The 22526-nt window shown below is 73.6% G+C and carries 24 protein-coding genes; 20 read left to right on the top strand and 4 right to left on the bottom strand.

What is annotated here, in order from left to right:
• The first annotated feature begins 13 nt into the window (after positions 1–13).
• The gene (locus tag CWIS_RS17380) at positions 14–727 is read left to right on the top strand and encodes a signal peptidase I (protein ID WP_053071500.1); all 714 of its coding nucleotides are present in this window, start codon (positions 14–16) and stop codon (positions 725–727) included.
• The gene (locus tag CWIS_RS01910) at positions 724–1596 is read left to right on the top strand and encodes a hypothetical protein (RefSeq protein ID WP_048341538.1); all 873 of its coding nucleotides are present in this window, start codon (positions 724–726) and stop codon (positions 1594–1596) included. Before CWIS_RS17380 ends, CWIS_RS01910 begins: the two co-directional genes overlap by 4 nt.
• A gap of 21 nt (positions 1597–1617) precedes the next feature.
• Here the strand turns inward: CWIS_RS01910 and CWIS_RS01905 are convergent, their stop codons facing one another.
• Positions 1618–2490 (bottom strand): SGNH/GDSL hydrolase family protein, encoded by an 873-nt coding sequence (locus CWIS_RS01905; protein ID WP_048341588.1) that lies wholly within the window; start codon positions 2488–2490, stop codon positions 1618–1620.
• 264 nt (positions 2491–2754) lie between these two features.
• On the opposite strand from CWIS_RS01905, the gene CWIS_RS17375 reads away from it, so the two are divergent.
• From CWIS_RS17375 to CWIS_RS01880, 5 genes are read left to right on the top strand one after another with little or no spacing between them, the layout of a single operon-like run.
• A complete protein-coding gene (locus CWIS_RS17375) occupies positions 2755–3357 on the top strand; it encodes a hypothetical protein (RefSeq protein ID WP_053071499.1) in 603 nt (200 codons plus the stop codon).
• A 30-nt stretch (positions 3358–3387) separates the two neighbouring features.
• Complete coding sequence (locus CWIS_RS01895; protein WP_082156144.1) at positions 3388–4017, top strand: signal peptidase I; 630 nt, start codon at positions 3388–3390, stop codon at positions 4015–4017.
• Entirely contained in the window at positions 4014–4631 is a 618-nt protein-coding gene (locus CWIS_RS01890) for a hypothetical protein (RefSeq protein ID WP_156186512.1), read from the top strand. Before CWIS_RS01895 ends, CWIS_RS01890 begins: the two co-directional genes overlap by 4 nt.
• Positions 4624–5175 (top strand): hypothetical protein, encoded by a 552-nt coding sequence (locus CWIS_RS17370; RefSeq protein WP_156186511.1) that lies wholly within the window; start codon positions 4624–4626, stop codon positions 5173–5175. The genes CWIS_RS01890 and CWIS_RS17370 overlap by 8 nt, the downstream gene beginning before the upstream one ends.
• The gene (locus CWIS_RS01880; RefSeq protein ID WP_048341536.1) at positions 5172–5729 is read left to right on the top strand and encodes a hypothetical protein; all 558 of its coding nucleotides are present in this window, start codon (positions 5172–5174) and stop codon (positions 5727–5729) included. Before CWIS_RS17370 ends, CWIS_RS01880 begins: the two co-directional genes overlap by 4 nt.
• Here the strand turns inward: CWIS_RS01880 and CWIS_RS01875 are convergent, their stop codons facing one another.
• Entirely contained in the window at positions 5730–6404 is a 675-nt protein-coding gene (locus CWIS_RS01875; RefSeq protein ID WP_048341535.1) for a uracil-DNA glycosylase, read from the bottom strand.
• 205 nt (positions 6405–6609) lie between these two features.
• Between CWIS_RS01875 and CWIS_RS01870 the strand changes: the two genes are divergently transcribed.
• From CWIS_RS01870 to CWIS_RS01860, 3 genes are all read left to right on the top strand, one after another.
• Positions 6610–6933 carry a DUF3263 domain-containing protein gene (locus tag CWIS_RS01870; protein ID WP_048341534.1) on the top strand — a complete coding sequence of 108 codons (324 nt, stop codon included), beginning with the start codon at positions 6610–6612 and terminating at the stop codon, positions 6931–6933.
• Positions 6934–7072: 139 nt separating this feature from the next.
• Positions 7073–7696, top strand: a complete 624-nt coding sequence (locus CWIS_RS01865; protein ID WP_053071497.1) for a LytR C-terminal domain-containing protein — start codon at positions 7073–7075, stop codon at positions 7694–7696.
• A 174-nt stretch (positions 7697–7870) separates the two neighbouring features.
• Positions 7871–8074, top strand: a complete 204-nt coding sequence (locus CWIS_RS01860) for a cold-shock protein (RefSeq protein WP_048341533.1) — start codon at positions 7871–7873, stop codon at positions 8072–8074.
• A 19-nt stretch (positions 8075–8093) separates the two neighbouring features.
• Here the strand turns inward: CWIS_RS01860 and CWIS_RS01855 are convergent, their stop codons facing one another.
• Complete coding sequence (locus CWIS_RS01855; RefSeq protein WP_231583630.1) at positions 8094–9518, bottom strand: glycoside hydrolase family 15; 1425 nt, start codon at positions 9516–9518, stop codon at positions 8094–8096.
• A gap of 268 nt (positions 9519–9786) precedes the next feature.
• Here CWIS_RS01855 and groL point away from each other — a divergent pair, with 268 nt between their 5' ends.
• The 3 genes from groL (at position 9787) to CWIS_RS01840 (ending at position 12939) form a co-directional block, all read left to right on the top strand.
• Positions 9787–11412, top strand: coding sequence for a chaperonin GroEL (gene groL / locus CWIS_RS01850; protein ID WP_048341531.1), 1626 nt, complete (start codon positions 9787–9789; stop codon positions 11410–11412).
• Between the two features lie 230 nt (positions 11413–11642).
• A complete protein-coding gene (locus tag CWIS_RS01845) occupies positions 11643–12260 on the top strand; it encodes a VanZ family protein (protein ID WP_048341530.1) in 618 nt (205 codons plus the stop codon).
• Between the two features lie 10 nt (positions 12261–12270).
• Entirely contained in the window at positions 12271–12939 is a 669-nt protein-coding gene (locus tag CWIS_RS01840) for an SIMPL domain-containing protein (RefSeq protein WP_048341583.1), read from the top strand.
• A gap of 36 nt (positions 12940–12975) precedes the next feature.
• Here the strand turns inward: CWIS_RS01840 and CWIS_RS01835 are convergent, their stop codons facing one another.
• Positions 12976–14199, bottom strand: a complete 1224-nt coding sequence (locus CWIS_RS01835; RefSeq protein ID WP_048341582.1) for a pyridoxal phosphate-dependent aminotransferase — start codon at positions 14197–14199, stop codon at positions 12976–12978.
• A gap of 240 nt (positions 14200–14439) precedes the next feature.
• Here CWIS_RS01835 and urtA point away from each other — a divergent pair, with 240 nt between their 5' ends.
• The 7 genes from urtA to CWIS_RS01800 all read left to right on the top strand — a co-directional run.
• Positions 14440–15699: an urea ABC transporter substrate-binding protein gene (gene urtA / locus CWIS_RS01830; protein WP_231583629.1), complete on the top strand. Its 1260-nt coding sequence runs from the start codon at positions 14440–14442 to the stop codon at positions 15697–15699.
• Between the two features lie 123 nt (positions 15700–15822).
• The gene (gene urtB, locus CWIS_RS01825; protein ID WP_048341528.1) at positions 15823–16707 is read left to right on the top strand and encodes an urea ABC transporter permease subunit UrtB; all 885 of its coding nucleotides are present in this window, start codon (positions 15823–15825) and stop codon (positions 16705–16707) included.
• Positions 16704–17855, top strand: a complete 1152-nt coding sequence (urtC, locus tag CWIS_RS01820; RefSeq protein ID WP_048341527.1) for an urea ABC transporter permease subunit UrtC — start codon at positions 16704–16706, stop codon at positions 17853–17855. Before urtB ends, urtC begins: the two co-directional genes overlap by 4 nt.
• A complete protein-coding gene (gene urtD / locus CWIS_RS01815) occupies positions 17852–18718 on the top strand; it encodes an urea ABC transporter ATP-binding protein UrtD (protein WP_082156142.1) in 867 nt (288 codons plus the stop codon). Before urtC ends, urtD begins: the two co-directional genes overlap by 4 nt.
• Positions 18718–19413 (top strand): urea ABC transporter ATP-binding subunit UrtE, encoded by a 696-nt coding sequence (gene urtE / locus CWIS_RS01810; RefSeq protein ID WP_048341580.1) that lies wholly within the window; start codon positions 18718–18720, stop codon positions 19411–19413. The genes urtD and urtE overlap by 1 nt, the downstream gene beginning before the upstream one ends.
• Before the next feature lie 87 nt (positions 19414–19500).
• Positions 19501–20229 carry a GntR family transcriptional regulator gene (locus CWIS_RS01805; protein ID WP_229747283.1) on the top strand — a complete coding sequence of 243 codons (729 nt, stop codon included), beginning with the start codon at positions 19501–19503 and terminating at the stop codon, positions 20227–20229.
• Between the two features lie 271 nt (positions 20230–20500).
• On the top strand, positions 20501–22526 hold a 2026-nt coding region (locus tag CWIS_RS01800), incomplete at its 3' end, for a biotin carboxylase N-terminal domain-containing protein (protein ID WP_048341525.1).

Raw genomic sequence — 22526 nt, 5'->3', positions numbered from 1 at the left:
CCTCCGGGCTGACGTGCTGGACCGGCCAGAGCTCGTAGCGCCCGACGCGCCCCTCGCGCGTCGGGCGCTACGCGCGCTCCCGTCGGTCCTGTTCTACGTGGCGGTCGCGGTCATCGCCTGGTTCATCTGGCCGACGAGCCTCGGCGGCTGCACCACCCTGACGCTCGTCTCGGGCCACTCCATGGAGCCCACGTACGTCACGGGCGACATCGTGGTCGCGCGCTGCGGGCAGCCCGCGGTCGGCGACGTGATCGTCTACGCGCCCGACGAGGTCGCGGGCAACAGCCGCATCATCCACCGGGTCGTCGGCGGGACCGCCGACGGCTGGGTCATGCAGGGTGACAACAACGAGTTCCTGGACCCGTTCGAGCCGGCCGGCGACGAGGTCCTCGGCGTCGCGCGGGTGCACATCCCCAAGGTCGGGCTCGTCTTCCAGACGTTCTCGAACGCGTGGGTGTGGATCGCCATGATCGCGCTCGCGCTCGCGATGCTGGTCTGGCCGTCGAAGGACGAGTCCGACGACGACCTCGACGACGACGACCGCGACGAGCTCCCGTCCGACGACGGGCCGTCCGACGAGCAGCGCCCCGACACGCTGTCCCCTGACGAGCTGAGCCCTCACGAGCTGAGCCCTCACGAGCAGAGCCCTGACGAGGGCTGGGACCTGCTGGGCGGCGATCGCGGTCGCGCCCCGGACCGGGCCCCCGAGCTCGAGCCATCGGCATGACGACCGTGTCCCGCGCCGCCGCTGGGCGGGCACGTCTGCGCCGCCGGGTCGCCGCGGCGCTCGTCGTCGTGCTCAGCCTCGCGCTCGTGACGACGACCGTCGCGCACGCCGCGAACCTCTCGCTCAGCGCACCCCAGCGTCCGTACGCGACGACCAAGGCGCGCTGCGCGAACGGCCCCGTCACGGTCACGCCCACGGGCACGCCGAGCAACGGCCAGTACACGCAGGTCCGCGTGTCGGGCATCTCCGGCACGTGCGCGACGGGCGCCGTGCGCGTCGCGACCGGCGCCGACGCATCGTGGACGCAGACGTTCATGTCGACGTCGGCGACGGCCGTGACGAGCGGTGCGCTCACGGCCACGGGCGCCGCGTTCACGCCTCCCGACACGTCCGGCGGCAAGGCATTCGTCCTGCTCGACGGCTGGCCCGTGCCCGCGACCTGGACCTTCACGCCCCCGAGCCTCCCGGCGCTGTCCTGCCAGACGTTCACCCCGAGCGGCGCGCCGCTGGCGACCCCGTGCCAGGCCGTCGTGACCGGCGGCTCGGAGTGGGGCAACCCGCTCAACGTGTTCTACCGCGGGATCCGGGTCACGACGACGTCGACCACCGCGGTCCGGTGGCGCGTGACGATCCGGTTCACGGACACGGCGGTGTTCCCGTTCGTGCCCGAGAAGGTGTCTGAGGGCAGCGGCGGCGACGCGCAGCTCGTCGCCGGGTCGTCGACCTGCACGCCCACGCCCGTGGCGGTCATGACCGGCAACCCCGGGCACGGCCAGGTCAGCATCTCCGCGGGCTCGCCCGCGCAGTTCCAGATCGCCGGGACGCGCAACGGCGCCTCCTACGGCACGGTGGTCCTCGACTGCAGCTGAGCGGGTGCTCGGCCCGGGGACTCAGTCCCGTCGGCCCGCGTCCTGTGCGCCTGCGTCGGCTGCGTCCTGCGTGACGACCGGCTCGGGTACGGGGCGCTTGGGCCTGCGGGTGTCGCCCGACGAGCGGCCGCGCAGGCGCCGGGTCGCCCACGGGTAGACGTGCTCGCGCGCCCACCGCGCGTCGCCGCGCAGCTGCTCGAGGCGGGGTGCGGGCGGCTGCGGCGCGAGCGGGTCGTCCCAGCGCTCGTCGTCGGGTGCCAGGCCCAGCCCGACGAGCGCGGCCTGAGCGACGCGCGCGTGCCCCTCGGTGGTGAGGTGGATGCGGTCGTCGGCCCACATGCGCCAGTCGAGGAGCGAACGCATGCCCCACAGGTCGACGACGTGCGCGCCGTGGCGTCGCGCGATCGACCAGATGTGCGCGTTGTACGTCGCGACGCGGGGGCGCGTGGCGCGGATCAGCCCGCTGTGGACCGTGTCCACGCCGGTGCCCAGCAGCACGTCGATGCCCGCGGCGCGCAGCCGGACGACCGCGGTCTCGAGCTGACGCGCGAGCCGGTCGACGTCCGCGGCGGGCCGCAGGATGTCGTTGCCTCCGCCGACGAGGCTCACCAGGTCGGGGCGCAGGCCGATCGCGGCCGGGACCTGGTCGGCGAGGATCGGGCGCAGCAGGCGACCGCGGATCGCGAGGTTGGCGTACTCGAGGGGGTCCTCGCCCGCTGCGACGCGTCGCTCGGACAGGCGTGCGGCCAGCACGTCGGCCCATCCCCGCAGCGGGACGTCGGGCGTCGCGGGGCCGGCGTCGCCGTCGGGGGAGTCCCACAGGCCCTCGGTGAACGAGTCACCGAGGGCGACGTAACGGTTCCAGCGGACGGTTGGCTCGGGCACGTCCGCCATTGTGCCGCGCGTCGGGCCGGGCGTCCGCGTGCCGCGCGAGGTGTGCCCGTCCTGGGTGCAGAGGGTGCGCATGGTGCGCAGGTCGTGAAAGGGGCACATCGTTCGGATGCCGCGGAGCGGGTGAAACGGTGGACACCTGTCCAGATCGGGACTCTCGACCCACATCTTGAACAGTCGTCCAAGTCATTCTTCTACTGCACGTGATACCATTCGCAACTAGGTGACCGCCGTCACCCCCGCGTGCAGCAGAGGGAGGAACCCACCATGACCACGACGACCACTCACGCTCGCCTCGAGACCACCGAGCGCGACGAGCGCAAGCGCAAGCGCGCCGCGATCATCAAGTTCTCGCTCGCGGGTGCGGCGGTCCTCGGCATCGGCGCGGCCGCGACGTCGGCCGGCTGGACCGACGACGCGTGGTTCGGCGCCGGCGCGAGCGCCGTCGACCCGGACGACGCGATCGACCTGCGCGGCGCGTTCGTCGCCGACGGCACGCCCGCGGACGGCGACTTCATCACCGCCGACGACGCACCCGGGACCGGCGACGACGTCGTCGTGATCCCCGCCGAGGTCTTCGCGGACCTCACCGCGGGGGACTCGATCACCGTGCCCGTCTGGATCAAGAACATGGGCACGTCCGACCTCGTGATCGCGCCGCCGACCCTCGAGACCGAGGGCGACCTGTTCGAGGCGGGCGGCGCGACCGTCACCCTCGGGTCAGCTCCGACGTCGCTCGCCAGCGGCAGCGCCGCGACCTCGGTCGACGTGACCATCGCACTGCCCGACTCCGCCGACGCCGACGTGTTCGGCGGCACCGAGGGCGACGTCGTCATCGGGTTCCAGGGCTCGATCGCCAACCGGGCCTGACCCCCACCCGCGCCGTCCTAGGAGGTCGTCATGCGCGCACTCAAGCTGCTCGGCAACGCCGTGCTGTGGCTCGTCGCCGCCCTCGGGCTGGCCAGCGTCCTCGTCTGGGGCGCGACGCAGGCAGGGTGGATCCGGCCCCTCGTCGTCATCTCCGGTTCCATGGAGCCGGGGATCATGACCGGTGACCTGCTGATCGACCGCCCCCGCCCGACCAGCGAGCTGCAGGTCGGCGACGTCGCCTCGATCTACTCCGAGGTCACCCGGAACCTCGTCACGCACCGTGTCGTCGGCATCGAGCCCGCCGCCGACGGCCGGTGGGAGATCCGCATGCAGGGCGACGCCAACGACTCGCCCGACGGCGGCGTGTACGTCGTCGGCGACACCGTCTGGCAGCCCGCCTGGCAGATCAGCGGCGGCGGCGTGGTCCTGACGACCCTGACCCGGCCGTCCGTCGCGGTGCCCTTGGGCGTCGCGCTCCTGTCCCTGCTCGGCCTCAGCCTGCTCCCCGCGTCCCCGCCGCGTCGCCCCACCGACGAGCGCCGGGACGACGAGCGCCGGGACGACGAGCACGGCGACGACGAGCGGTCGGGTGGCCGGTCCCTGCACGACGGGTCGGACGCGAGCGGTGAGCCGCCCCGGCTCGTGGCGGTGCCACGATGAGGCGGCGCCGGGCGCGCGCGGCCGCGGTGAGCCTCACCGTCGCCGCGGCGTGCGCCCTCGCCGCCGTCCTGACCGCCGCCGCAGCTCCGACCCCGTACGAGCGCGACGAGTCGCTCGCGCTGTCCCTGGACGCGGTGCCCACGGGCACGACCTCGACGCTCCTGCGCGTCGTGCGCGTGCCGACGCCCGTGCGCGTCACGGACGTCGTCGTCACGACGAGCGGGCCCGACGACCTCACGTGGACGGTCGAGCTCTGCGGCCGGTCCACCGGAGAGTGCCGACCTGTGACGCGGGAGCTCGTCGGCGACGTGCTCCCTGCGGGCGCGCACGACCTTCGGGTGGACGTGGACCGCCCCGCGCCCGGCCCTGGCGCGGCGCCCGACGCGCACGGTCCGGGAGCCGTCGCGGACTCCGACGCGCCGCAGCTGCGCGCCGCTGGGGCGCTCGCGGGTCTCCTCGCCCTGCGCGAGGAGTCGCCACCGGCGCGCGACCTGCGGGCGGTCGGTGCCCTCGTCGGGCTCGCCGCCGCGACCACCCTGACCGGGGCGGTCCTGCTCCGTCCCGACCCGCTCCCGTCCGTCCCCACACCCGAGAGGAGCCCCGACCGTGTCTGACACCCCGCCCCGCGACCACCGGCGCGGCCCCCGGCACCCCCGCTGGCGGGTCGTCGTGCCCGCCGTGCTCGGCGGCGGCGTGCTCGTGGGCTTCGGCTCCGCCGCGACGAGCGCCGCCTGGACCGACGACGCGTACGGCGTCGCCGAGGCGTCCGCGGCGCTCGTCGACCTGCGCGGCTCGTCGGACGGTGCTGACTGGTCGCCCGCCGACACCGCCGGCGCCGCCGTCCGGCTCTCCGCCGTGACGGGCCTGACGCCCGACAAGCCCGTCCAGCGCACCGTCCACCTCTGGAACGCCTCGAGCGTCCCGCTCGCGCTCACCTGGGCGTCCACCAACCCGACGACGCTGCTCGACGGCTGCGTCGCCGTCACCTACTCGCCGCTCCCGGCCGCCGAGCTCGCCGGGAGCCCGTCCAGCGCGACCGCGGCAGCCGTGACGACCGCGACCGTGACCTTCTCGGTCCCCGCCGGGGCGAACGCCGCCGCGTGCAGCGGGCGCTCGCTCGGGGCGGTCGACGTCGTCGTCCAGGGAGGAACCTCATGACCGTGACCCTGAGGCGGGCGCGCGCCGCGGTGGCCGTGCTCGTCGTCGCCGTGCTCGCCGCCGCCGGCGCCCGCGTGGCCGCGGACTCCGCCGCCCGCACCTCCGCGGCGTGGACCGACGACGTCCACGCCACCACGACGGTCTCCCTCGGCACGTGGTCGACTCACGCCCTCGGTTGCGTCGTGCTCGCCGCCGACGGCTCGGTGAGCGGGAAGGCAACCTGTGACGTGCTTGGCCTGAGAGTCTCCAAGCCGTGGGACGAGGGCGCCGGAGTCGGCCTGCGAGGAGCGGACATCAGGGTTCAGGTGAGACCGCAAGGTGTGAACCCGAACGCTGGGGAGCGGCTGCGGATCACGGTCGACCTTTCGAAGGCGCCCGGGATGCCGGCTGACTGGAAGTGGTCGACCTCGGGGGCGTCGGGCGAGTTCACCGCCACCGACTGCTCGGCGCTGCCCGTCATGGCCTTCACCGCCAAGGACTGGGCGGGCTGGGGTCAGACCGAGATCGAGATCAACCTTCACGAGACACGCAAGCCTGGCGACTGCTCGCGCTGACTACGGCAGGCGCCAGTCCACCGGGGTGCCGCCCTGGCCGACGAGCAGGTCGTTGACGCGAGAGAACGGGCGCGAGCCGAAGAACCCGCGGGAGGCCGACAGCGGGCTCGGGTGCACGGACTCGACGGTCGGGACGTCACCGAGCGCGGGCTTGAGGGTCTGCGCGTCGCGTCCCCACAGGATCGCGACGAGCGGGCCGCCGCGCTCCACGAGCGCCTCGATCGCGCGGCCCGTGACGGCCTCCCAGCCCTTGCCCCGGTGCGACGCGGGTGCACCGGGCCGCACCGTCAGGACCCTGTTGAGCAGCATGACCCCCTGGTCGGCCCAGGGGGACAGGTCCCCGGTCGTCGGGCGGGGCACCCCGAGGTCCGCGACGAGCTCGCGGAAGATGTTGTCGAGCGAGCGCGGGACCGGGCGCACGTCGGGCTGCACGGAGAAGGACAGGCCCATGGGGTGGCCGGGCGTGGGGTAGGGGTCCTGGCCGACGACGAGCACGCGGACCTCGGCGAGCGGGCGGGCGAAGGCCCGCAGGATGGCGTCCGGAGCGGGCAGGTACTCGCGGCCCGCGGCGACCTCGTCGCGCAGGAACCGGCCCGCCGCGCGTACGTGCTCGCTCGCCGGCGCGAGCGCGCGCGCCCAGTCGTCGGCGACGATCCCCTCCAGCCCACCATCCACGCCCGGGACCCTACTGCCCTCACCGGTCCCGGCACCGGCGAGGTCGGCAGTGGCATGCGAGGTCGTGAGTCCGGAGTGCCGATCTCGCGTCGGACCGACGACGTCGTCCGGGGCGGGTGGGCCGACGAGCGCGCGGGTGGGACGGGTGGGTGAGGTGGGGCCGGACGAATGACACGGATGTGGTTCGGGGCCTATCCTGGCGCGCATGGACGCAGCGACCGCATCGACCGCGCAGCTCCAGCCGACCCCGCTCGCGCCTGCCGGGCGTGACGGAGGTGTCGAGCTGAGCGAGCGGGACGCGTCGATCCTCGCGTTCGAGCGGCAGTGGTGGAAGTACGCGGGCGCCAAGGAGCAGGCGATCCGTGAGCTGTTCGACCTGTCCGCCACGCGCTACTACCAGATCCTCAACGCCCTGATCGACGACCCGGCGGCGCTCGCGCACGACCCGATGCTGGTCAAGCGACTGCGGCGCATGCGCTCGTCGCGCCAGCGGGCCCGCACCGCCCGGCGGCTGGGCGTCGAGGCCTGACGCCGACGCCACGACCGGACCCGGCGCCCGTCGTCGGACGCCCGGACCGTCCTGATCGTCCGCTCCGGGCGCGCCAGCCGCGAGCGTGTCCGACACGCCGGTGCCCGCGCACACGGCTCGGGCGGATAGCCTTCCTGCCGTGAGTAAGGCCGACTACCCCTACCCGGACGACGAGTTCGACGCGCCCGCGGACCCCACCGCCCCTCGCGGAGTCCACCGCGCGCCCCGTTCGGCGTGGAGCCGCTGGTCGCCGTTCCTGCTGGTCCTCGTCCTCGCTCCGCTCCTCGCCTACGGCGCGGTCACGTTCGCGACGCGCGGCGGGGACCTCCCCCTGGTCGGTGGCGGCGGCGGTGACGACGACGGCACGCCCGCCGCGACCGCGACCGCGACCCCCGGCGGCTCCGACGACGAGACGGGCGGCGAGTCGCCGGAGCCCACGGAGCCCGGGCAGGACGAGACGACCGAGGAGCCGCCGGCCCTCGAGCCGGACCTGGCGACCTCGGTGACGGTCTACAACGCCGCGGGCATCCAGGGCCTGGCCGCGAAGGCCGGCGAGCAGCTCACGGCTGCCGGCTTCACGTCCGTCAAGCCCGACAACTTCACGGGCACCAAGCCCGCGGCCTCGAGCGTGTTCTACGGGGCCGAGGAGGACCGGGCCACGGCCGACCTCGTCGCGTCGACGCTCGGCCTGAGCACCGCGCAGCTCGACCCGGCGCAGGCGCCCTCGGGAGTCGTCGTCGTCCTCGTCTCGGCGCTGCCCTGATCGTTCCCCGGCGCCCCGCGGCGGGCTGACCAGGGTCGATCAGTGCCCTCGGGGCGGGCGCGCCGTAGTCCACAGCCGTCGCGTCGACCCCTGTTGTCGGTTCGCGCGCTCCCACTAGGCTCGGCGCCACTTCGTGCAGGGGCGCGAGGTCATTCGGTACGAGGGAGCACGGGCATGGCTCAGGGCACGGTGAAGTGGTTCAACGCGGAGAAGGGCTACGGGTTCATCACCCCGGACGCGGGGGGTGCCGACCTGTTCGTGCACTTCTCGGCGATCCAGAGCGACGGGTACCGGAGCCTCGACGAGGGGCAGCAGGTCGAGTTCGAGGTCGGGCAGGGCGCCAAGGGCCCGCAGGCCGACCAGGTCCGCCCGCTCTGATTCCTGGGCCGCGTGCGGCCTAGGGGTCCAGCGCGTCGAGGGCGAGCAGGGCGCACGCCGCGCTCCAGGTGAGCGGGGCGACCGCGGCCGGTCGGCCGTCGGCGAGCACCTTCTCGGGCACGGAGCCGGTCAGGGTCCGGTGCGAGTCGATCGCGCTCAGCAGCGCGAGCGCGCGTGCGTGGTCGCCCTGCTCTGCCGCGACCCAGGCGTAGAGCGACGTCTGCGGCGTCCACGTGACGCCGTCCTGCCGCCACTCACCGGCGGGGGCCAGCCCGACCGGGCGTCGCATCGCCTCGGCGGACGCGAGCCAGGCGGCGCGGCCGCCCGTCGCCGGTCGCTGCCAGAACGGTGCGAGGACGAACGCCGCGGCGGCGTCGTGGTCGGCGCCGTCGGCGTAGCGCGTGAACCCGGCCGCGCCGAACGTCTCGACCGTCGCCGTGCGCACGGTCAGTGCGCTCGCCCCTGCGCGCTCGGCGCGCTCGACGTCGCCCGCCTCGGCCAGCACCGTCACCGCCTGCTCGAGGCCTGCGACGAGCGGCGCGACGGTGCCCAGGGTGAGCTCGTCCTCGTCGCGCTCCCAGTAGTCGGGCGAGGCGGGCGGGAGACCGGTGGTGGTGAGCAGGCTCGTCGTGCCGTCGACCGCGCGGGCCACGAGCGGCGCGAGGCGCGCGGCGACGACCGTGCGCACCGGTCCGGGCGGCAGCTCAGCGAGCACGAGCCCCGCGGCCCACATGGCCCAGCCCTGGCCGTCGGTCTGCGCCGTGCGGTCGTCGGGCGGTCCCGAGCCGTCGGGCAGGTAGCGGGCCTCGAAGCCGCCGTCGTCGTGCTGGGCGCGGGTCAGGAAGTCGAGCACCTCGAGCGCGTCGTCGACGTGCCCGGTGCGTGCGAACGCGACCGCGACGAAGGCCGCGTCGCGCGGCCACACGTACCGCCAGCGGTCCTCCCAGCCCGCGACCATCGCGCCGCCCGGCAGCAGGAGCGTGTGCAGGTCGAGCAGCGCGGTCCGGCTCAGGTCCTCGAACGGACCGCCCGCACCCGGCACCGAGCCCGCGGCGAGCCACGCGAGCTGCGCGTCCGCGAGCCGGTGGGCCTCGCGGGTGCCGTGCTCCACCTCGCCGCCGTCCAGGACCGCCCCGAAGTTCGTCAGCTCGGGGTCGAGCACGCGCGTGCCGTCGAGGAACGCGGGCCGGGTGCCGGCGGGGACCGCGACGACCGCACCGTCGGGCCCGATCGCGACGCCCTCCTGGAAGAGCGGCAGGACCGCGTACGGCGTGGTCGGGGCGCCGGCGGCCGGGGCGTCCGCGGCCGCGGCGGGCCGGGCTGCACCCACCTGGACGCCCACCGGGAGCACCGCGGCGAGGATCGCGCCGACCGCGAGCAGCGCGGGGCCGACGGCGCGGGACGCGCGTCGTCGGCCTGTCGTCCGGGCGTCGTCACCTGGCACGCGCGGCACCCTATCGAAGAGGCGGTGCCCGGTGGGCCGAACCGCCGCGCGTCGGTGCGTTCGCCAGGCGTGAAGGCGGGCACCGCTGCTTGCACTCTCGGGGGTCGAGTGCTAACCATTGACTTAGCACTCTCGGGTAGAGAGTGACAGAACCACCCCGGCCGTCAGGTGAGACGTCGGGTGTGCGGGACAAGACCGCGCGCCCGGTCGTCGTCCGTCGCGGGCACCGACCGGCCGACCCGAACCCAAGCGAAGGATCGCTCGCCACATGGCCAAGATCATTGCCTTCAACGAGGAGGCCCGCCGCGGTATCGAGCGGGGTCTGAACGTCCTCGCCGACACCGTGAAGGTCACGCTCGGCCCGAAGGGCCGCAACGTCGTGCTCGACAAGAAGTGGGGCGCGCCGACGATCACGAACGACGGCGTCTCCATCGCCAAGGAGATCGACCTCGAGGACCCCTTCGAGAAGATCGGTGCGGAGCTCGTCAAGGAGGTCGCCAAGAAGACCGACGACGTCGCCGGTGACGGCACGACGACGGCGACCGTCCTGGCCCAGGCGCTCGTGCGCGAGGGCCTGCGCAACGTCGCGGCGGGTGCGAACCCGATCGCGCTGAAGCGTGGCATCGAGAAGGCCGTCGAGGCCGTCACCGCTGCCCTGCTCGCGCAGGCCAAGGAGGTCGAGACCAAGGAGCAGATCGCCGCCACGGCCGCGATCTCCGCCGGCGACCAGGCGATCGGCGACCTGATCGCCGAGGCCCTCGACAAGGTGGGCAAGGAAGGCGTCATCACCGTCGAGGAGTCCAACGCGCTCGGTCTCGAGCTCGAGCTCACCGAGGGCATGCGCTTCGACAAGGGCTTCCTGTCGGCGTACTTCGTCACCGACCCGGAGCGTCAGGAGGCCGTCCTCGAGGACGCGTACGTCCTGCTCGTCGAGGGCAAGATCTCGAACGTCAAGGACCTGCTCCCGCTGCTGGAGAAGGTCATCCAGTCCGGCAAGCCGCTGTTCATCGTGGCCGAGGACGTCGAGGGTGAGGCCCTCGCGACCCTCGTCGTGAACAAGATCCGTGGCCTGTTCAAGTCGGTCGCCGTCAAGGCTCCCGGCTTCGGCGACCGCCGCAAGGCGATGCTGCAGGACATGGCGATCCTCACGGGTGGCCAGGTCGTCAGCGAGACCGTCGGCCTCAAGCTCGACACGGTCGGCCTCGAGGTCCTCGGCCAGGCGCGCAAGATCGTCGTCACCAAGGACGAGACCACGATCGTCGAGGGCTCCGGCCAGGCCGACCAGATCGCCGGTCGTGTCACGCAGATCCGCGCCGAGATCGAGAACTCGGACTCGGACTACGACCGCGAGAAGCTGCAGGAGCGCCTCGCCAAGCTCGCCGGCGGCGTCGCCGTCATCAAGGCGGGCGCGGCCACCGAGGTCGAGCTCAAGGAGCGCAAGCACCGCATCGAGGACGCCGTGCGCAACGCCAAGGCGGCCGTCGAGGAGGGCATCGTCGCCGGTGGTGGCGTGGCGCTCATCCAGGCCGGCAACACCGCGTTCGCGGACCTCAAGCTCGAGGGTGACGAGGCGACGGGTGCCGCGATCGTGAAGCTCGCGATCGAGGCCCCGCTCAAGCAGATCGCGATCAACGCCGGTCTCGAGGGCGGCGTCGTGGCCGAGAAGGTCCGCAACCTGCCGACGGGTCACGGCCTCAACGCCGCGACCAACACGTACGAGGACCTGCTGGCCGCGGGCGTCAACGACCCGGTCAAGGTCACGCGCTCGGCGCTGCAGAACGCGTCGTCGATCGCCGCTCTGTTCCTCACCACCGAGGCCGTCGTGGCCGACAAGCCGGAGAAGGCCCCCGCGGCCCCGGCCGGTGGCGGCGAGGACTTCGGCGGCGGCTTCTGAGCCGACGCCGGCCTCTGAGCTGAGCACCGCCGGACGCCGAGCGTCCGGCAGCACGACCCAGGACGGGCCGGTCACCTTCGGGTGGCCGGCCCGTTCGTCGTCCCCGGGCGCGCCGGCGCAGGCACGGACGGGCCCGCGCAGCCCCCTGCCGCCGCGCGGGCGTGCGCGCTAGGGTCGTGGTCGGCCGCAGTGGCGCGGCCGTGCTGCGAGCACCGGAGCAGGGGGCTTCCGTGACACAGCTGTGGCGCAACTTCTCCGACCTCGCCGCCGTGGTCACGGTGGTCGGGGCGGTGGTCGCTGGTGGGGTCTTCCTCGGGTGCTGGGCGTACCGGGGGACCGAGCGGTCGTCGTCGGCCGTGTGCCGCTCGGTGGGCGAGGCGCTCGTCGTCGTGTGGGCGCTCGTGCTCGCCACGGTGACGCTGCGGCCGTTGCCGCACGCGGGTGAGGCCGATCCCGAGCTCGTGCCCTTCCGGGACCTCGGCTCGTACGCGCAGGCGTCCTGGCCGGCGACGGTCGGGCAGGTCGGCGGGAGCCTGCTGCTGTTCGGCCTGGGCGGTGCGCTGCTCGCGGCGCGGCTCGGCTGGGGCCCGTGGCGGGCCGCGCTCGCGACGGCGACGACGGGCGTCGTCATCGAGGTCCTGCAGCACGTCCTGGTCACGGGGCGTCGCGCGACGACCGACGACGTGCTGGTCGCCGCGGTCGCCGGGGCGCTGGGTGGTGCGCTCGTCGTCGTCCTGCGCGTGGTGGGTGACCGGCGGCGTGCGCGTCGTGCCGGGGTGCCGGTCGTGGACCCGGCGGTCGTCGGCGACGCGGCCCGACGCCCGGCGGTGCGGGTCCGCGCCCACTAGCCTCGGGCGTGTGCAGGAGACCACGATCACCGTCGAGGGCCGGTTCGAGCACCATCACGCGGCCGAGCGCGGGACCGTCTCGCTCGTCGTCGGGTTCGAGGGGCCGCAGCGGGACGACGTGGTGCAGCGCACGACGCACGCGCACGCCCGGATCGTCGACCAGGTGCGCGCGCTGCACGACCCGTCGTCGGGTCCGGTCACGTGGTGGTCGGCGCAGCGGCTCAGCGTGTGGAGCCGGCGGCCGTGGAACGACCACGGCAAGCAGCTCCCGTTCGTGCACCACGCGCAGGTCGGGCTCGAGGCGAAGTTCTCGGACCTCGCGCGTCTGGCCGAGTGGGTCGAGCAGGTCGCGGTGCTCGACGGGGTCACGGTGCAGGGCGTGACCTGGACGCTCACCGAGGTCACGAAGAAGCGGCTCGTCGCCGACGCACGCGCCCGGGCCGTCGCGGACGCGGTCGAGCGTGCGGGCGCCTACGCGCGGGCGCTCGGGCTGGCCGACGTGCGTGCGGTCGCGCTCGCCGAGCCCGGGATGCTGGGTGACCAGAGCCGACCGGTGGCGCACGAGGCCGTCGCGATGATGCGCGGTGCCGTCGCCGACGGGGCGGGCGGCCAGCTCGACCTGAAGCCCGAGGACATCACGGTCGAGTCCGCGGTCCACGCGCGCTTCGTCGCGAGCTGACCACCGACGACCTCGCCCGTCAGCTCTCCTCGGGTCTCACTGGCGGTAGGAGGACAGGAAGTTGCCGAGGCGCTCGACGGCCTCGCCGAGCACGCGCGCCTCGGGCAGCGTGACGATCCGCAGGTGGTCCGGCGTGGGCCAGTTGAAGCCCGTGCCCTGCACCAGCAGGATGTGCTCGCTGACCAGCAGGTCGTAGACCAGCCTGGCGTCGTCGTGGATCTCGTGGACGTCGGGGTCGAGGCGCGGGAAGAGGTACAGCGCGCCGTCGGGCCGCACGCACGTCACGCCCGGGATCGAGGTCAGGCCGCGCCACGCGACGTCGCGCTGCTCGTGCAGCCGCCCGCCGGGCGCGATCAGCGCGTCGATCGACTGGACGCCGCCGAGGGCGGCCTGCAGCGCGTGCTGCGCGGGCACGTTCGCGCACAGGCGCGTGGACGCGAGCAGCTGGATGCCCTCGAGGAACCCCGTCGCGTGCTCGCGCGGCCCGGTGACGACCATCCACCCCGAGCGGTACCCGGCGACCCGGTAGGTCTTGGACAGGCCGTTGAACGTCAGGCACAGCAGGTCGTGCGCGACCGAGGCGAGCGGCGTGTGGACCGCGCCGTCGAACAGGATCCGGTCGTAGATCTCGTCGGCCAGCAGCAGCAGCGAGTGCCGGCGCGCGATGTCGGCGAGTGCGACGAGCGTCTCGCGCGGGTAGACCGCACCCGTCGGGTTGTTCGGGTTGATGACGACGAGCGCCTTGGTGCGGGGCGTGACGAGGGACTCGAGGTGCTCGAGGTCCGGCTGCCAGCCCGTCGTCTCGTCGCACCGGTAGTGCACCGGCTTGCCGTCGGACAGCGACGTCATCGCGGTCCACAGCGGGTAGTCGGGGGACGGGATGAGCACCTCGTCGCCCTCGTCGAGCAGCGCCTGCATGACCATCGTGATGAGCTCGGAGACGCCGTTGCCCACGTAGACGTCCTCGACGTCGAACAGCGGGAACTCGGGGTCCGTCTCGTAGCGCGTGACGACGGCACGGCGCGCGGAGAGGATGCCTTGGGACTCGCTGTAGCCGTGCGCGGTCGGGATCGCCGCGATCATGTCGCGCACGATCTGGTGCGGCGCCTCGAACCCGAACGCGGCGGGGTTGCCGGTGTTGAGCTTGAGGATCGCGTGGCCCTCGGCCTCCAGGCGCGCCGCCTCGGTGAGCGTCGCCCCACGGATCTCGTAGAGGACGTCCTTGAGCTTCGCGGACTGGTCGAGGGCGCGCAGGTGCATGGTCGCAGCGTAGGCGCGCGCCGACCCGCGGTGCCGCACCCGCAGGCGTGACCGGATCGGGATCAGGACGAAACACCCCGTTCACGCCCGGGCGTCGCTGTCCGAAACACCCGGCTCCTACCGTCCTGCGACATGGGCACAGGGATGTATACACCCCGGGACACAGCGCGGTGCGCCGCGGTGCCTGCGCCCCCGTCCGGTTCCGCTCGTGAGCTCCACCCCAGCGAAAGGGTCCCCTCCGTGACCAGAACCATGCGCACCACCCGCGCGCTCGCGGTGTCCAGCGCGGCGCTCGCCGCTCTTCTCGCCCTGTCGGCCTGTGGGTCGCGCACCGACGACGAGGCCTCCGGCGAGAGCGCCGCGGGCTCGTGCGTCGAGACCGACGGCGACGCGGTGAAGATCGGCTTCCTCAACTCGCTGTCCGGCACGATGGCGATCTCCGAGCAGACGGTGCGCGACGCGCTCGACCTCGCGGCCAAGGAGATCAACGCCGCGGGCGGCGTGCTCGGCAAGCAGCTGACGATCGTCGGTGAGGACGGTCAGTCCGAGCCCACGGTGTTCGCCGAGAAGGCGGAGAAGCTCATCAAGTCCGACTGCGTGGCCGCGGTGTTCGGCGGGTGGACCTCGTCGTCGCGCAAGGCGATGCTGCCGGTCTTCGAGGACAACGAGTCGCTGCTGTTCTACCCCGTGCAGTACGAGGGCCTCGAGGCCTCGCCCAACATCTTCTACACGGGTGCGACGACGAACCAGCAGATCATCCCCGCGATGGACTACCTCAAGGAGCAAGGCGTCACGAAGGTCTTCCTCGTCGGCTCGGACTACGTGTTCCCGCGCACCGCGAACAAGGAGATCCTCGCGTACGCCGGCGCGAACGGGATCGAGGTCGTCGGCGAGGAGTACGCCCCGCTGGGCCACACGGACTTCTCGACGATCGTGACCAAGCTCAAGGGCTCGGGCGCGCAGGCGGTGTTCAACACGCTCAACGGTGACTCCAACGTCGCGTTCTTCAAGGAGTACAAGAACGTCGGCCTGACCGCCGAGACGGTGCCGGTGGTCTCGGTGTCGATCGCCGAGGAGGAGGTCGGCGGCATCGGCGTCGACAACATCGTCGGCCAGCTCACCGCGTGGAACTACTACCAGACGGTCGACAGCCCGGCGAACGAGAAGTTCGTCGCGGCGTTCAAGGCGGAGTACGGCGACGAGCGCGTGACGTCCGACCCCATGGAGGCCGCCTACACCTCGCTCTACCTGTGGAAGGGCATGGTCGAGAAGGCGAAGTCGTTCGCGGTGGCCGACGTGCAGGCCGCGGCCGACGGCGTGACGTTCGAGGCCCCCGAGGGCACGGTCACGGTCAACGGCGACAACCACCACATCGCCAAGACCGCGCTCATCGGCAAGATCGACGCCGACGGCCTGATCTACCCGGTCTGGGAGTCCGACGGCCCCATCGAGCCGGACCCGTTCCTCGAGGGCTACGAGTGGGCCGAGGGCCTGTCCTGACCCACCTCTGACGGCGGTGGTCCGACGATGCTCTCCGTGCGTCGGGCCACCGCCCCCAGCCGTTCGTCGCCCACGGGCGTCGGCAGGCCGCGCCCGACGAGGGCGCAGGAAGGACGCGGGTGCATGGATGCCCTGGTCTCACAGCTCTTCGCCGGGCTGAGCCTCGGGTCGGTGCTGCTGCTCGCAGCGCTCGGCCTCGCGCTCACGTTCGGGCAGATGGGCGTCATCAACATGGCGCACGGCGAGTTCATGATGGCGGGCGCCTACACGGCGTTCGTCGTGCAGAAGGTCGTCGCCGACGCCGGTGTCTCGCTGCTCGTGTCCCTGGTGATCGGGTTCCTGGTCGGGGGGCTGCTCGGCCTGCTGCTCGAGGTCACCCTGATCTCCCGCATGTACCACCGGCCGCTCGACACGTTGCTCGTCACGTTCGGGGTCGCGCTCGTGCTGCAGCAGCTCGCGCGGGACGTGTTCGGGGCGCCGAACGTGGACGTGCGCGCGCCGGACTGGCTCTCGGGCGCGGTCCAGGTGCTCGGGGTCGGCGTCCCCAGGACGCGCCTGTTCATCCTCGCGCTGGCCACGCTCGCGGTCGTCGCGCTGGCCCTCGCGCTCAAGCTCACGCCGCTCGGCCGGCGCATCCGCGCGACGGTCGCGAACCGCGACCTGGCCGAGACCGCGGGCATCTCGACTCGCGCCACGGACCGGCTCACGTTCTTCCTGGGCTCGGGCGTCGCGGGTGTCGCGGGCGTCGCGCTGACCCTGCTCGGCTCGATCGGGCCGACGCTCGGGACCTCCTACATCGTCGACGCGTTCCTCGTCGTCGTGGTCGGCGGCATCGGCCAGCTCAAGGGTGCGGTGATCGCCGCGTTCGGGCTCGGGCTCCTGCAGGCCGGGATCGAGTACTCGTCGACCGCGAGCGTCGCCAAGGTGCTCGTGTTCGTCATCATCGTCGCGTTCCTGCAGGTCAGGCCGCAGGGTCTGGTCGCCGTCCGGACGAGGAGCCTCGCATGAGCGCCCTGTGGTCGCACGAGCGGGCCCGCCTGCTCGTCGGGATCGGCGTGGCCGGTCTGCTGCTGTTCGTCGTCGCGCCGAACGTCCTGTCGGACTTCCGGCTCAACCTGCTCGCGAAGTTCATCTGCCTCGCGATGGTCGCGGTCGGGATCGGGCTCGCGTGGGGCCGCGGCGGGATGCTCACGCTCGGCCAGGGCGTGTTCTTCGGGCTCGGCGGCTACCTCATGGCGATGCACCTCAAGCTCGCCGACGCCGGCCCGGACGGCGTGCCCGACTTCATGCTCCTGTACGGCGACGGCACCGTCCCCGCGTGGTGGGAGCCGATGCGCAGCCCCGTCGTCACGATCCTGGCGATCCTGCTGCTGCCCGCAGGACTCGCCGCGCTGCTCGGGCTCGCGGTGTTCAAGCGGCGCGTGCGCGGCGCGTACTTCGCGATCCTGTCGCAGGCCCTCGCGGCCGCGTTCGTCATCCTGCTCATCGGCCAGCAGAAGGTCACCGGCGGGACCAACGGGCTCAACGGGTTCCGGTCGTTCTTCGGGTTCTCGCTGGCGGACCCGTTGAACAAGCAGATGCTCTACTACATCGCCGCGGGCACGTTGCTCGTCATGGTGCTGACCGTGCGGCTGATCATGCGCTCGCGCTACGGCGAGCTGCTCGTCGCGGTGCGCGACCAGGAGAACCGCGTGCGGTTCCTCGGGTACGACCCCGCGCTGGTCAAGGTGCTCGCGTACACGGTCGCGGCGCTGTTCGCGGCGATCGGCGGGGCCCTGTTCGCGCCGATCGTCGGGATCATCTCGCCCGCCGACGTGGGGGTGGTGCCGTCGATCGCGTTCCTCGTGGGCGTCGCGATCGGCGGGCGCGCGACGCTGCTCGGCCCGGTCGTCGGCTCGCTCGCCGTGTCCTGGGCGGAGACGAGCCTGTCCGAGCGGTTCCCGTCGTTCTGGACGTACTTCCTGGGCGGGTTGTTCATCCTCGTCGTCGCCTTCCTGCCCGACGGGTTCGCGACGCTCGGCCGGCTGCGCGTGCGGCGTCGCTCGTCGTCCGACGAGCCCGCCGGCCCGGCCGCCGACGCGCCCGGTACCGACGTCCCCACGACCCCCGACGACGAGCACGACGAGGCCACCGCGAGCGCAGGGAGGACCGCATGACCGAGCAGCCAGCCCTCACCGAGCCGGGCGTGGACGAGCCGCAGGTCACGCTCGACCCCCAGGCGCTCGAGGCCGTGATCGCCGCACCCGGCGAGCGGTTCCGGCACGACTACCTCGAGGTCCGCGGGCTGCGCGTCGAGTTCGACGGGTTCGTCGCGGTCGACGGGGTCGACCTGACCGTCACGCAGGGCGACCTGCGGTTCCTCATCGGTCCGAACGGCGCGGGCAAGACGACGATCGTCGACGCGATCACGGGACTCGCACGGTGCTCGGGCTCGGTGCAGTTCGGCCGCGTGGAGCTCGTCGGTCGGCCCGCGCACCGGATCGTGCGCGCGGGGGTGGGACGCACGTTCCAGACCGCGAGCGTGTTCGACGAGCTCAGCGTCCTGCAGAACCTCGACATCGCGGCCGGCTCGGGCCGGGGGCTGCCGACCCTGCTGCGGCGGCGGCGCACGATCCCCGACGAGGTCGCGCAGGCCCTCGAGACGATCGGGCTCACCGCGCTCGCCGACGCACCCGCGGGCGTGCTCGCGCACGGGCAGAAGCAGTGGCTCGAGATCGGGATGCTCCTGGTCCAGGACGCGCGCCTGCTGCTGCTCGACGAGCCCGTGGCCGGCATGAGCCACGCCGAGCGGGAGCAGACCGGGCAGCTGCTGCGGCGCATCGGCGAGCAGCGCACGGTCGTCGTCGTCGAGCACGACATGGAGTTCCTGCGCGCGTTCGCCTCGTCGGTCACGGTGCTGCACCAGGGGCGCGTGCTGTCGGAGGGGACGGTCGCGCAGGTGCAGGCCGACCCCAAGGTCGTCGAGGTGTACCTGGGCCGTGGCGCGGGCGCGCGCGGCTCCGCGACGGAGGTGGAGTGATGCTGCGACTGACCGGGGTGCACGTGGGCTACGGCCGCACGTCCGTGGTGCACGGCGTCGACGTCGAGGTGGGCGAGGACTCCGTGACCGCGGTCATGGGCCACAACGGCGCGGGCAAGACGACGCTGCTGCGCGCCGCGGTGGGCCTGCTGCCCGTGCGCAGCGGGACGGTCCTGCTGGGCGGCGAGGACGTCACCAGGCTGCGGCCGCACCAACGCGTGCGGCGCGGGCTCGCCTACGTGCCGCAGGGGCAGCAGTCGTTCGGCACGCTCACCGCGCGGGAGAACCTGCAGCTCGTCGCGGACGGCGCGGGCGCCGCGGGGCGGGCTCGGATGGACGCCGCGCTCGACCTGTTCCCGGCCCTGCGTGAGCTGCTCGGGCGGCGGGCGGGCCTGCTGTCCGGCGGGCAGCGCCAGCAGCTCGCGATCGCCCGCGCGCTGATCACGGGCCCGCGGGTGCTGATCCTCGACGAGCCGACCGAAGGCATCCAGCCGAACGTCGTGCAGGAGATCGAGGACGCGATCATGACGTTGACGGCCGCCGGCGGGCTCGCGGTGCTGCTCGTCGAGCAGCACGTCGGGTTCGCGCTGTCCGCCGCGGCGCGGTACTACGTGCTCGAGTCGGGGCGCGTCACGAGCGAGGGGTCCGGCGGGCTCGAGCGGGAGGACGCCGTGCGCGCGGCGATGGCGCTGTGAGCGGGCGACGCGGGGGGGAGGGGCCCGGCGCGCGCAGCGTGCGCCGGTCGGCGGGGCGCGCGGGGCGCAGGGTTAGGCTCCATGTCCATGAGCACGGGTCCGCGTCCTGACGTGGCCGACGCGAGCACGACGAGTGCGCCGACGGACGGTCGGTCGCTGCGCGAGGTGGTGTACCACCGGCTGCGCGACGAGATCCTCAACGGCCGGATCAGCCCGCGCGAGCGGCTCACCGAGCCCAAGCTGGGCAAGACGTTCGACGTGTCGCGCACCCCGGTGCGCGAGGCGCTGTCGCGGCTGCTGTCCGACGGGCTGATCGAGCGCACGGACTTCGGGTACGCGGTCGTCGTGCCGTCGCTGGAGGACCTGCGCAACCTGTACGAGCTGCGCATCACGCTCGAGCTGCGCGGCATCCAGCGGGCGATCGAGAACCCGTCGGTGCGGCACGACGAGGCCGCGCTGCGGGCCGAGCTCGAGTTCTGGGTGGGGCTGCGCTCGGCGCCCCCGGCACCCGACCCGTCGTTCGTGCTGCTCGACGAGCGCTACCACCAGGTGCTCTCCGCGTCGTCGGGCAACGCCCAGCTCACCGAGGCGCTCGTGACGGTCAACCAGAAGATCCGCGCGGTGCGCATGCACGACTTCGTCGAGACCTCCCGCATCGCCACGACCATCGACGAGCACATCGAGATCCTCGAGCTGGTCGTGGCCCGCCGCCTCCCGGAAGCCCTCACCGCCCTGCACCAGCACGTGGGCGAGTCGCTGGAAGTCGTCATGGAACGCGCGACGAGCGCGATGACCCGCATGGCCCTCGCAGGCTGACGCCCTGCGCCCGGTGTCGCCGCCCCTCGGTGCGCGGCGACACGGGTACGCCGCGCGGCGGTTCGTTGTTCCCGCTGCGGTTCGTCGCTGCGAGGCGACGAACCGGCGCGGCTGCGACGAACCGACGCGATCAGGCGACGAAGCGGCGCCATGGGGGGCGTAACGCGGCGTTCATCTAGGTGGGTCCGGGAGGAAACATCCTGTTCGTACCGTTCGGGATACGGGGGTGTATACGCCCCGGACCTGCATCGGGAGCGACGGGAGGGGTGCCGTGGGACGCACGCTGGTCGTCGCGAACCGGGGGGAGGTCGCGGTGCGGGTGCTGCAGACCGCCCGGCGGCTCGGGTGGCGGACCGTCGCGCTGTGCACCGACGACGACGTCGCGGCGCCGCACGTGCGCCTGGCCGACGACGTCGTGCACCTGGGGTCGGACCCGCGCGCCTACCTCGACGCGGGGCTCGTCCTGGCCGCCGCGCGGCGGTCCGGTGCGACCGCGCTGCACCCGGGCTACGGGTTCCTGTCCGAGGACGCGGTGTTCGTCGCGGACGTCGAGGCGGCCGGGCTCGCGTTCGTCGGCCCGACGCCCGCGCAGGTCGCGACGTTCGGCGACAAGCTGCGCGCGCGGCACGCGGCGCACGCGGCCGGCGTCCCCGTGCTCGCGGCGTCGGACGCGCTGACCGGCCTCGACGACGCGCTGCTGGCCGCCGACGCGATCGGCTACCCCGTGATGGTCAAGGCCGTCGCGGGCGGGGGCGGGCTCGGCCTGCGCCGGTGCGCGACGCCCGCCGAGCTCGTCGCGGCCGTCGAGGACGTGCGCCGCACCGCCCAGGAGCTGTTCGGCAACCCCGCGCTGTACGTCGAGCGGCTCGTGCGCCGCGCGCGGCACGTCGAGGTCCAGGCGTTCGGCGACGGGCGTGGCCGGGTCGTCACGCTCGGGGACCGCGACTGCTCGGTGCAGCGCCGCCACCAGAAGGTGATCGAGGAGGCGCCCGCCCCGGGGCTGCCCGACGCGCTGCGCGCGCGCCTCGTCGGCTGGGCCCGGGACCTGCTCGCCGCGCAGGCGTACCGCAGCGTCGGGACCGTCGAGTTCGTCGTCGACCTCGAGCGCGGCGACGCCGCGATGCTCGAGGTCAACGCGCGCCTGCAGGTCGAGCACACCGTGACCGAGGAGGTCACCGGGGTCGACCTGGTCGAGTGGATGCTGCGCCTCGTCGACGGCGACGACGTCCTCGCGGGCCGTCCCGACGCCGTGCCGACGAGTGGGCACGCCGTGCAGGCCCGCGTGTACGCCGAGGACCCGCGCCGCGGCGGCCTGCCCAGCACCGGCACGCTCACGCACGTGACGCTGCCGCCCGTGCGCGTCGACGGCTGGGCCGAGCCCGGGCAGCGCGTCACGCGCTACTTCGACCCGCTGCTCGCCAAGGTCGTGGTGCACGGCCGGGACCGCGCGCAGGCGCTCGCCCGGGCCGGCGAGGCGCTCGCCGGGACGCGGGTCGAAGGGGTCGCCACCAACCTGCCGCAGCTGCGCGCCGCGCTGGCCGACGCTCGCGTGCACGCCGGTGCCGTCGACACCGGGCTGCTCGCGGACGTGCTCGACGACGAGCCGTGGGTCGAGGTGCTGCGCGGCGGGGACATGACGACCGTGCAGGACTGGCCGGGCCGGCGCGGCCTGTGGGAGGTCGGGGTGCCGCCGTCGGGGCCGATGGACGACCTGTCGTTCCGGCTCGGCAACCGCGCGCTGGGCAACGACGAGGGTGCGCCCGGGCTCGAGTGCACGCTCACCGGGCCGCGGCTGCGGTTCAGCCACGACACGTGGGTGTGCGTGACGGGCGCCCCGGCCGTGGTGACGCTCGACGGGCGCTCGGTCCCGCAGTGGGAGCCCGTGCGCGTCGCGGCCGGGGCCGTGCTCGACGTCGCGGCACCCGGGCACGCCGGCCTGCGGACGTACGTGCTGGTGCACGGCGGGCTGGATGTTCCCGACTACCTGGGCTCGGCGGCGACGTTCACGCTCGGCGGGTTCGGCGGCTACGCGGGCCGGGCGCTCCAGACCGGGGACGTCCTGGTGCCGGCCGACGAGCGGGTGGCCGACGAGCGGGCGGCCGATGAGCGAGCGGCGGTGCCGATCGAGCTGCGGCCGCGGTTCACGCGCGCGTGGCGGCTGGCCGTGCAGGAGGGCCCGCACCCCGCGCCGGACTTCCTCACGCGCGAGGACATGACCACGCTGCTGGGGGCGACGTGGCAGGTGCAGGCGCACGCCAGCCGCACGGGCGTGCGGCTGTCCGGCCCGCGGCTGCGGT

This window comes from Cellulomonas sp. A375-1 (genome assembly GCF_001040865.1).
Lineage (GTDB): Bacteria > Actinomycetota > Actinomycetes > Actinomycetales > Cellulomonadaceae > Cellulomonas > Cellulomonas gelida.
The sequence above is the reverse complement of the archived record's forward strand: the minus strand, read 5'-3'. Positions and strand labels throughout refer to the sequence as shown.

Bases quoted from the DNA above. Each gene is read 5' to 3' on its own strand.
- CWIS_RS01910 (WP_048341538.1), top strand. From the start codon at position 724: ATGACGACCGTGTCCCGCGCCGCCGCTGGGCGGGCACGTCTGCGCCGC.
- CWIS_RS01905 (WP_048341588.1), bottom strand. From the start codon at position 2,490: ATGGCGGACGTGCCCGAGCCAACCGTCCGCTGGAACCGTTACGTCGCC.
- CWIS_RS17375 (WP_053071499.1), top strand. From the start codon at position 2,755: ATGACCACGACGACCACTCACGCTCGCCTCGAGACCACCGAGCGCGAC.
- CWIS_RS01895 (WP_082156144.1), top strand. From the start codon at position 3,388: ATGCGCGCACTCAAGCTGCTCGGCAACGCCGTGCTGTGGCTCGTCGCC.
- CWIS_RS01890 (WP_156186512.1), top strand. From the start codon at position 4,014: ATGAGGCGGCGCCGGGCGCGCGCGGCCGCGGTGAGCCTCACCGTCGCC.
- CWIS_RS01880 (WP_048341536.1), top strand. From the start codon at position 5,172: ATGACCGTGACCCTGAGGCGGGCGCGCGCCGCGGTGGCCGTGCTCGTC.
- CWIS_RS01870 (WP_048341534.1), top strand. From the start codon at position 6,610: ATGGACGCAGCGACCGCATCGACCGCGCAGCTCCAGCCGACCCCGCTC.
- CWIS_RS01860 (WP_048341533.1), top strand. From the start codon at position 7,871: ATGGCTCAGGGCACGGTGAAGTGGTTCAACGCGGAGAAGGGCTACGGG.
- groL (WP_048341531.1), top strand. From the start codon at position 9,787: ATGGCCAAGATCATTGCCTTCAACGAGGAGGCCCGCCGCGGTATCGAG.
- CWIS_RS01835 (WP_048341582.1), bottom strand. From the start codon at position 14,199: ATGCACCTGCGCGCCCTCGACCAGTCCGCGAAGCTCAAGGACGTCCTC.
- urtB (WP_048341528.1), top strand. From the start codon at position 15,823: ATGGATGCCCTGGTCTCACAGCTCTTCGCCGGGCTGAGCCTCGGGTCG.
- urtC (WP_048341527.1), top strand. From the start codon at position 16,704: ATGAGCGCCCTGTGGTCGCACGAGCGGGCCCGCCTGCTCGTCGGGATC.
- urtD (WP_082156142.1), top strand. From the start codon at position 17,852: ATGACCGAGCAGCCAGCCCTCACCGAGCCGGGCGTGGACGAGCCGCAG.
- urtE (WP_048341580.1), top strand. From the start codon at position 18,718: ATGCTGCGACTGACCGGGGTGCACGTGGGCTACGGCCGCACGTCCGTG.
- CWIS_RS01805 (WP_229747283.1), top strand. From the start codon at position 19,501: ATGAGCACGGGTCCGCGTCCTGACGTGGCCGACGCGAGCACGACGAGT.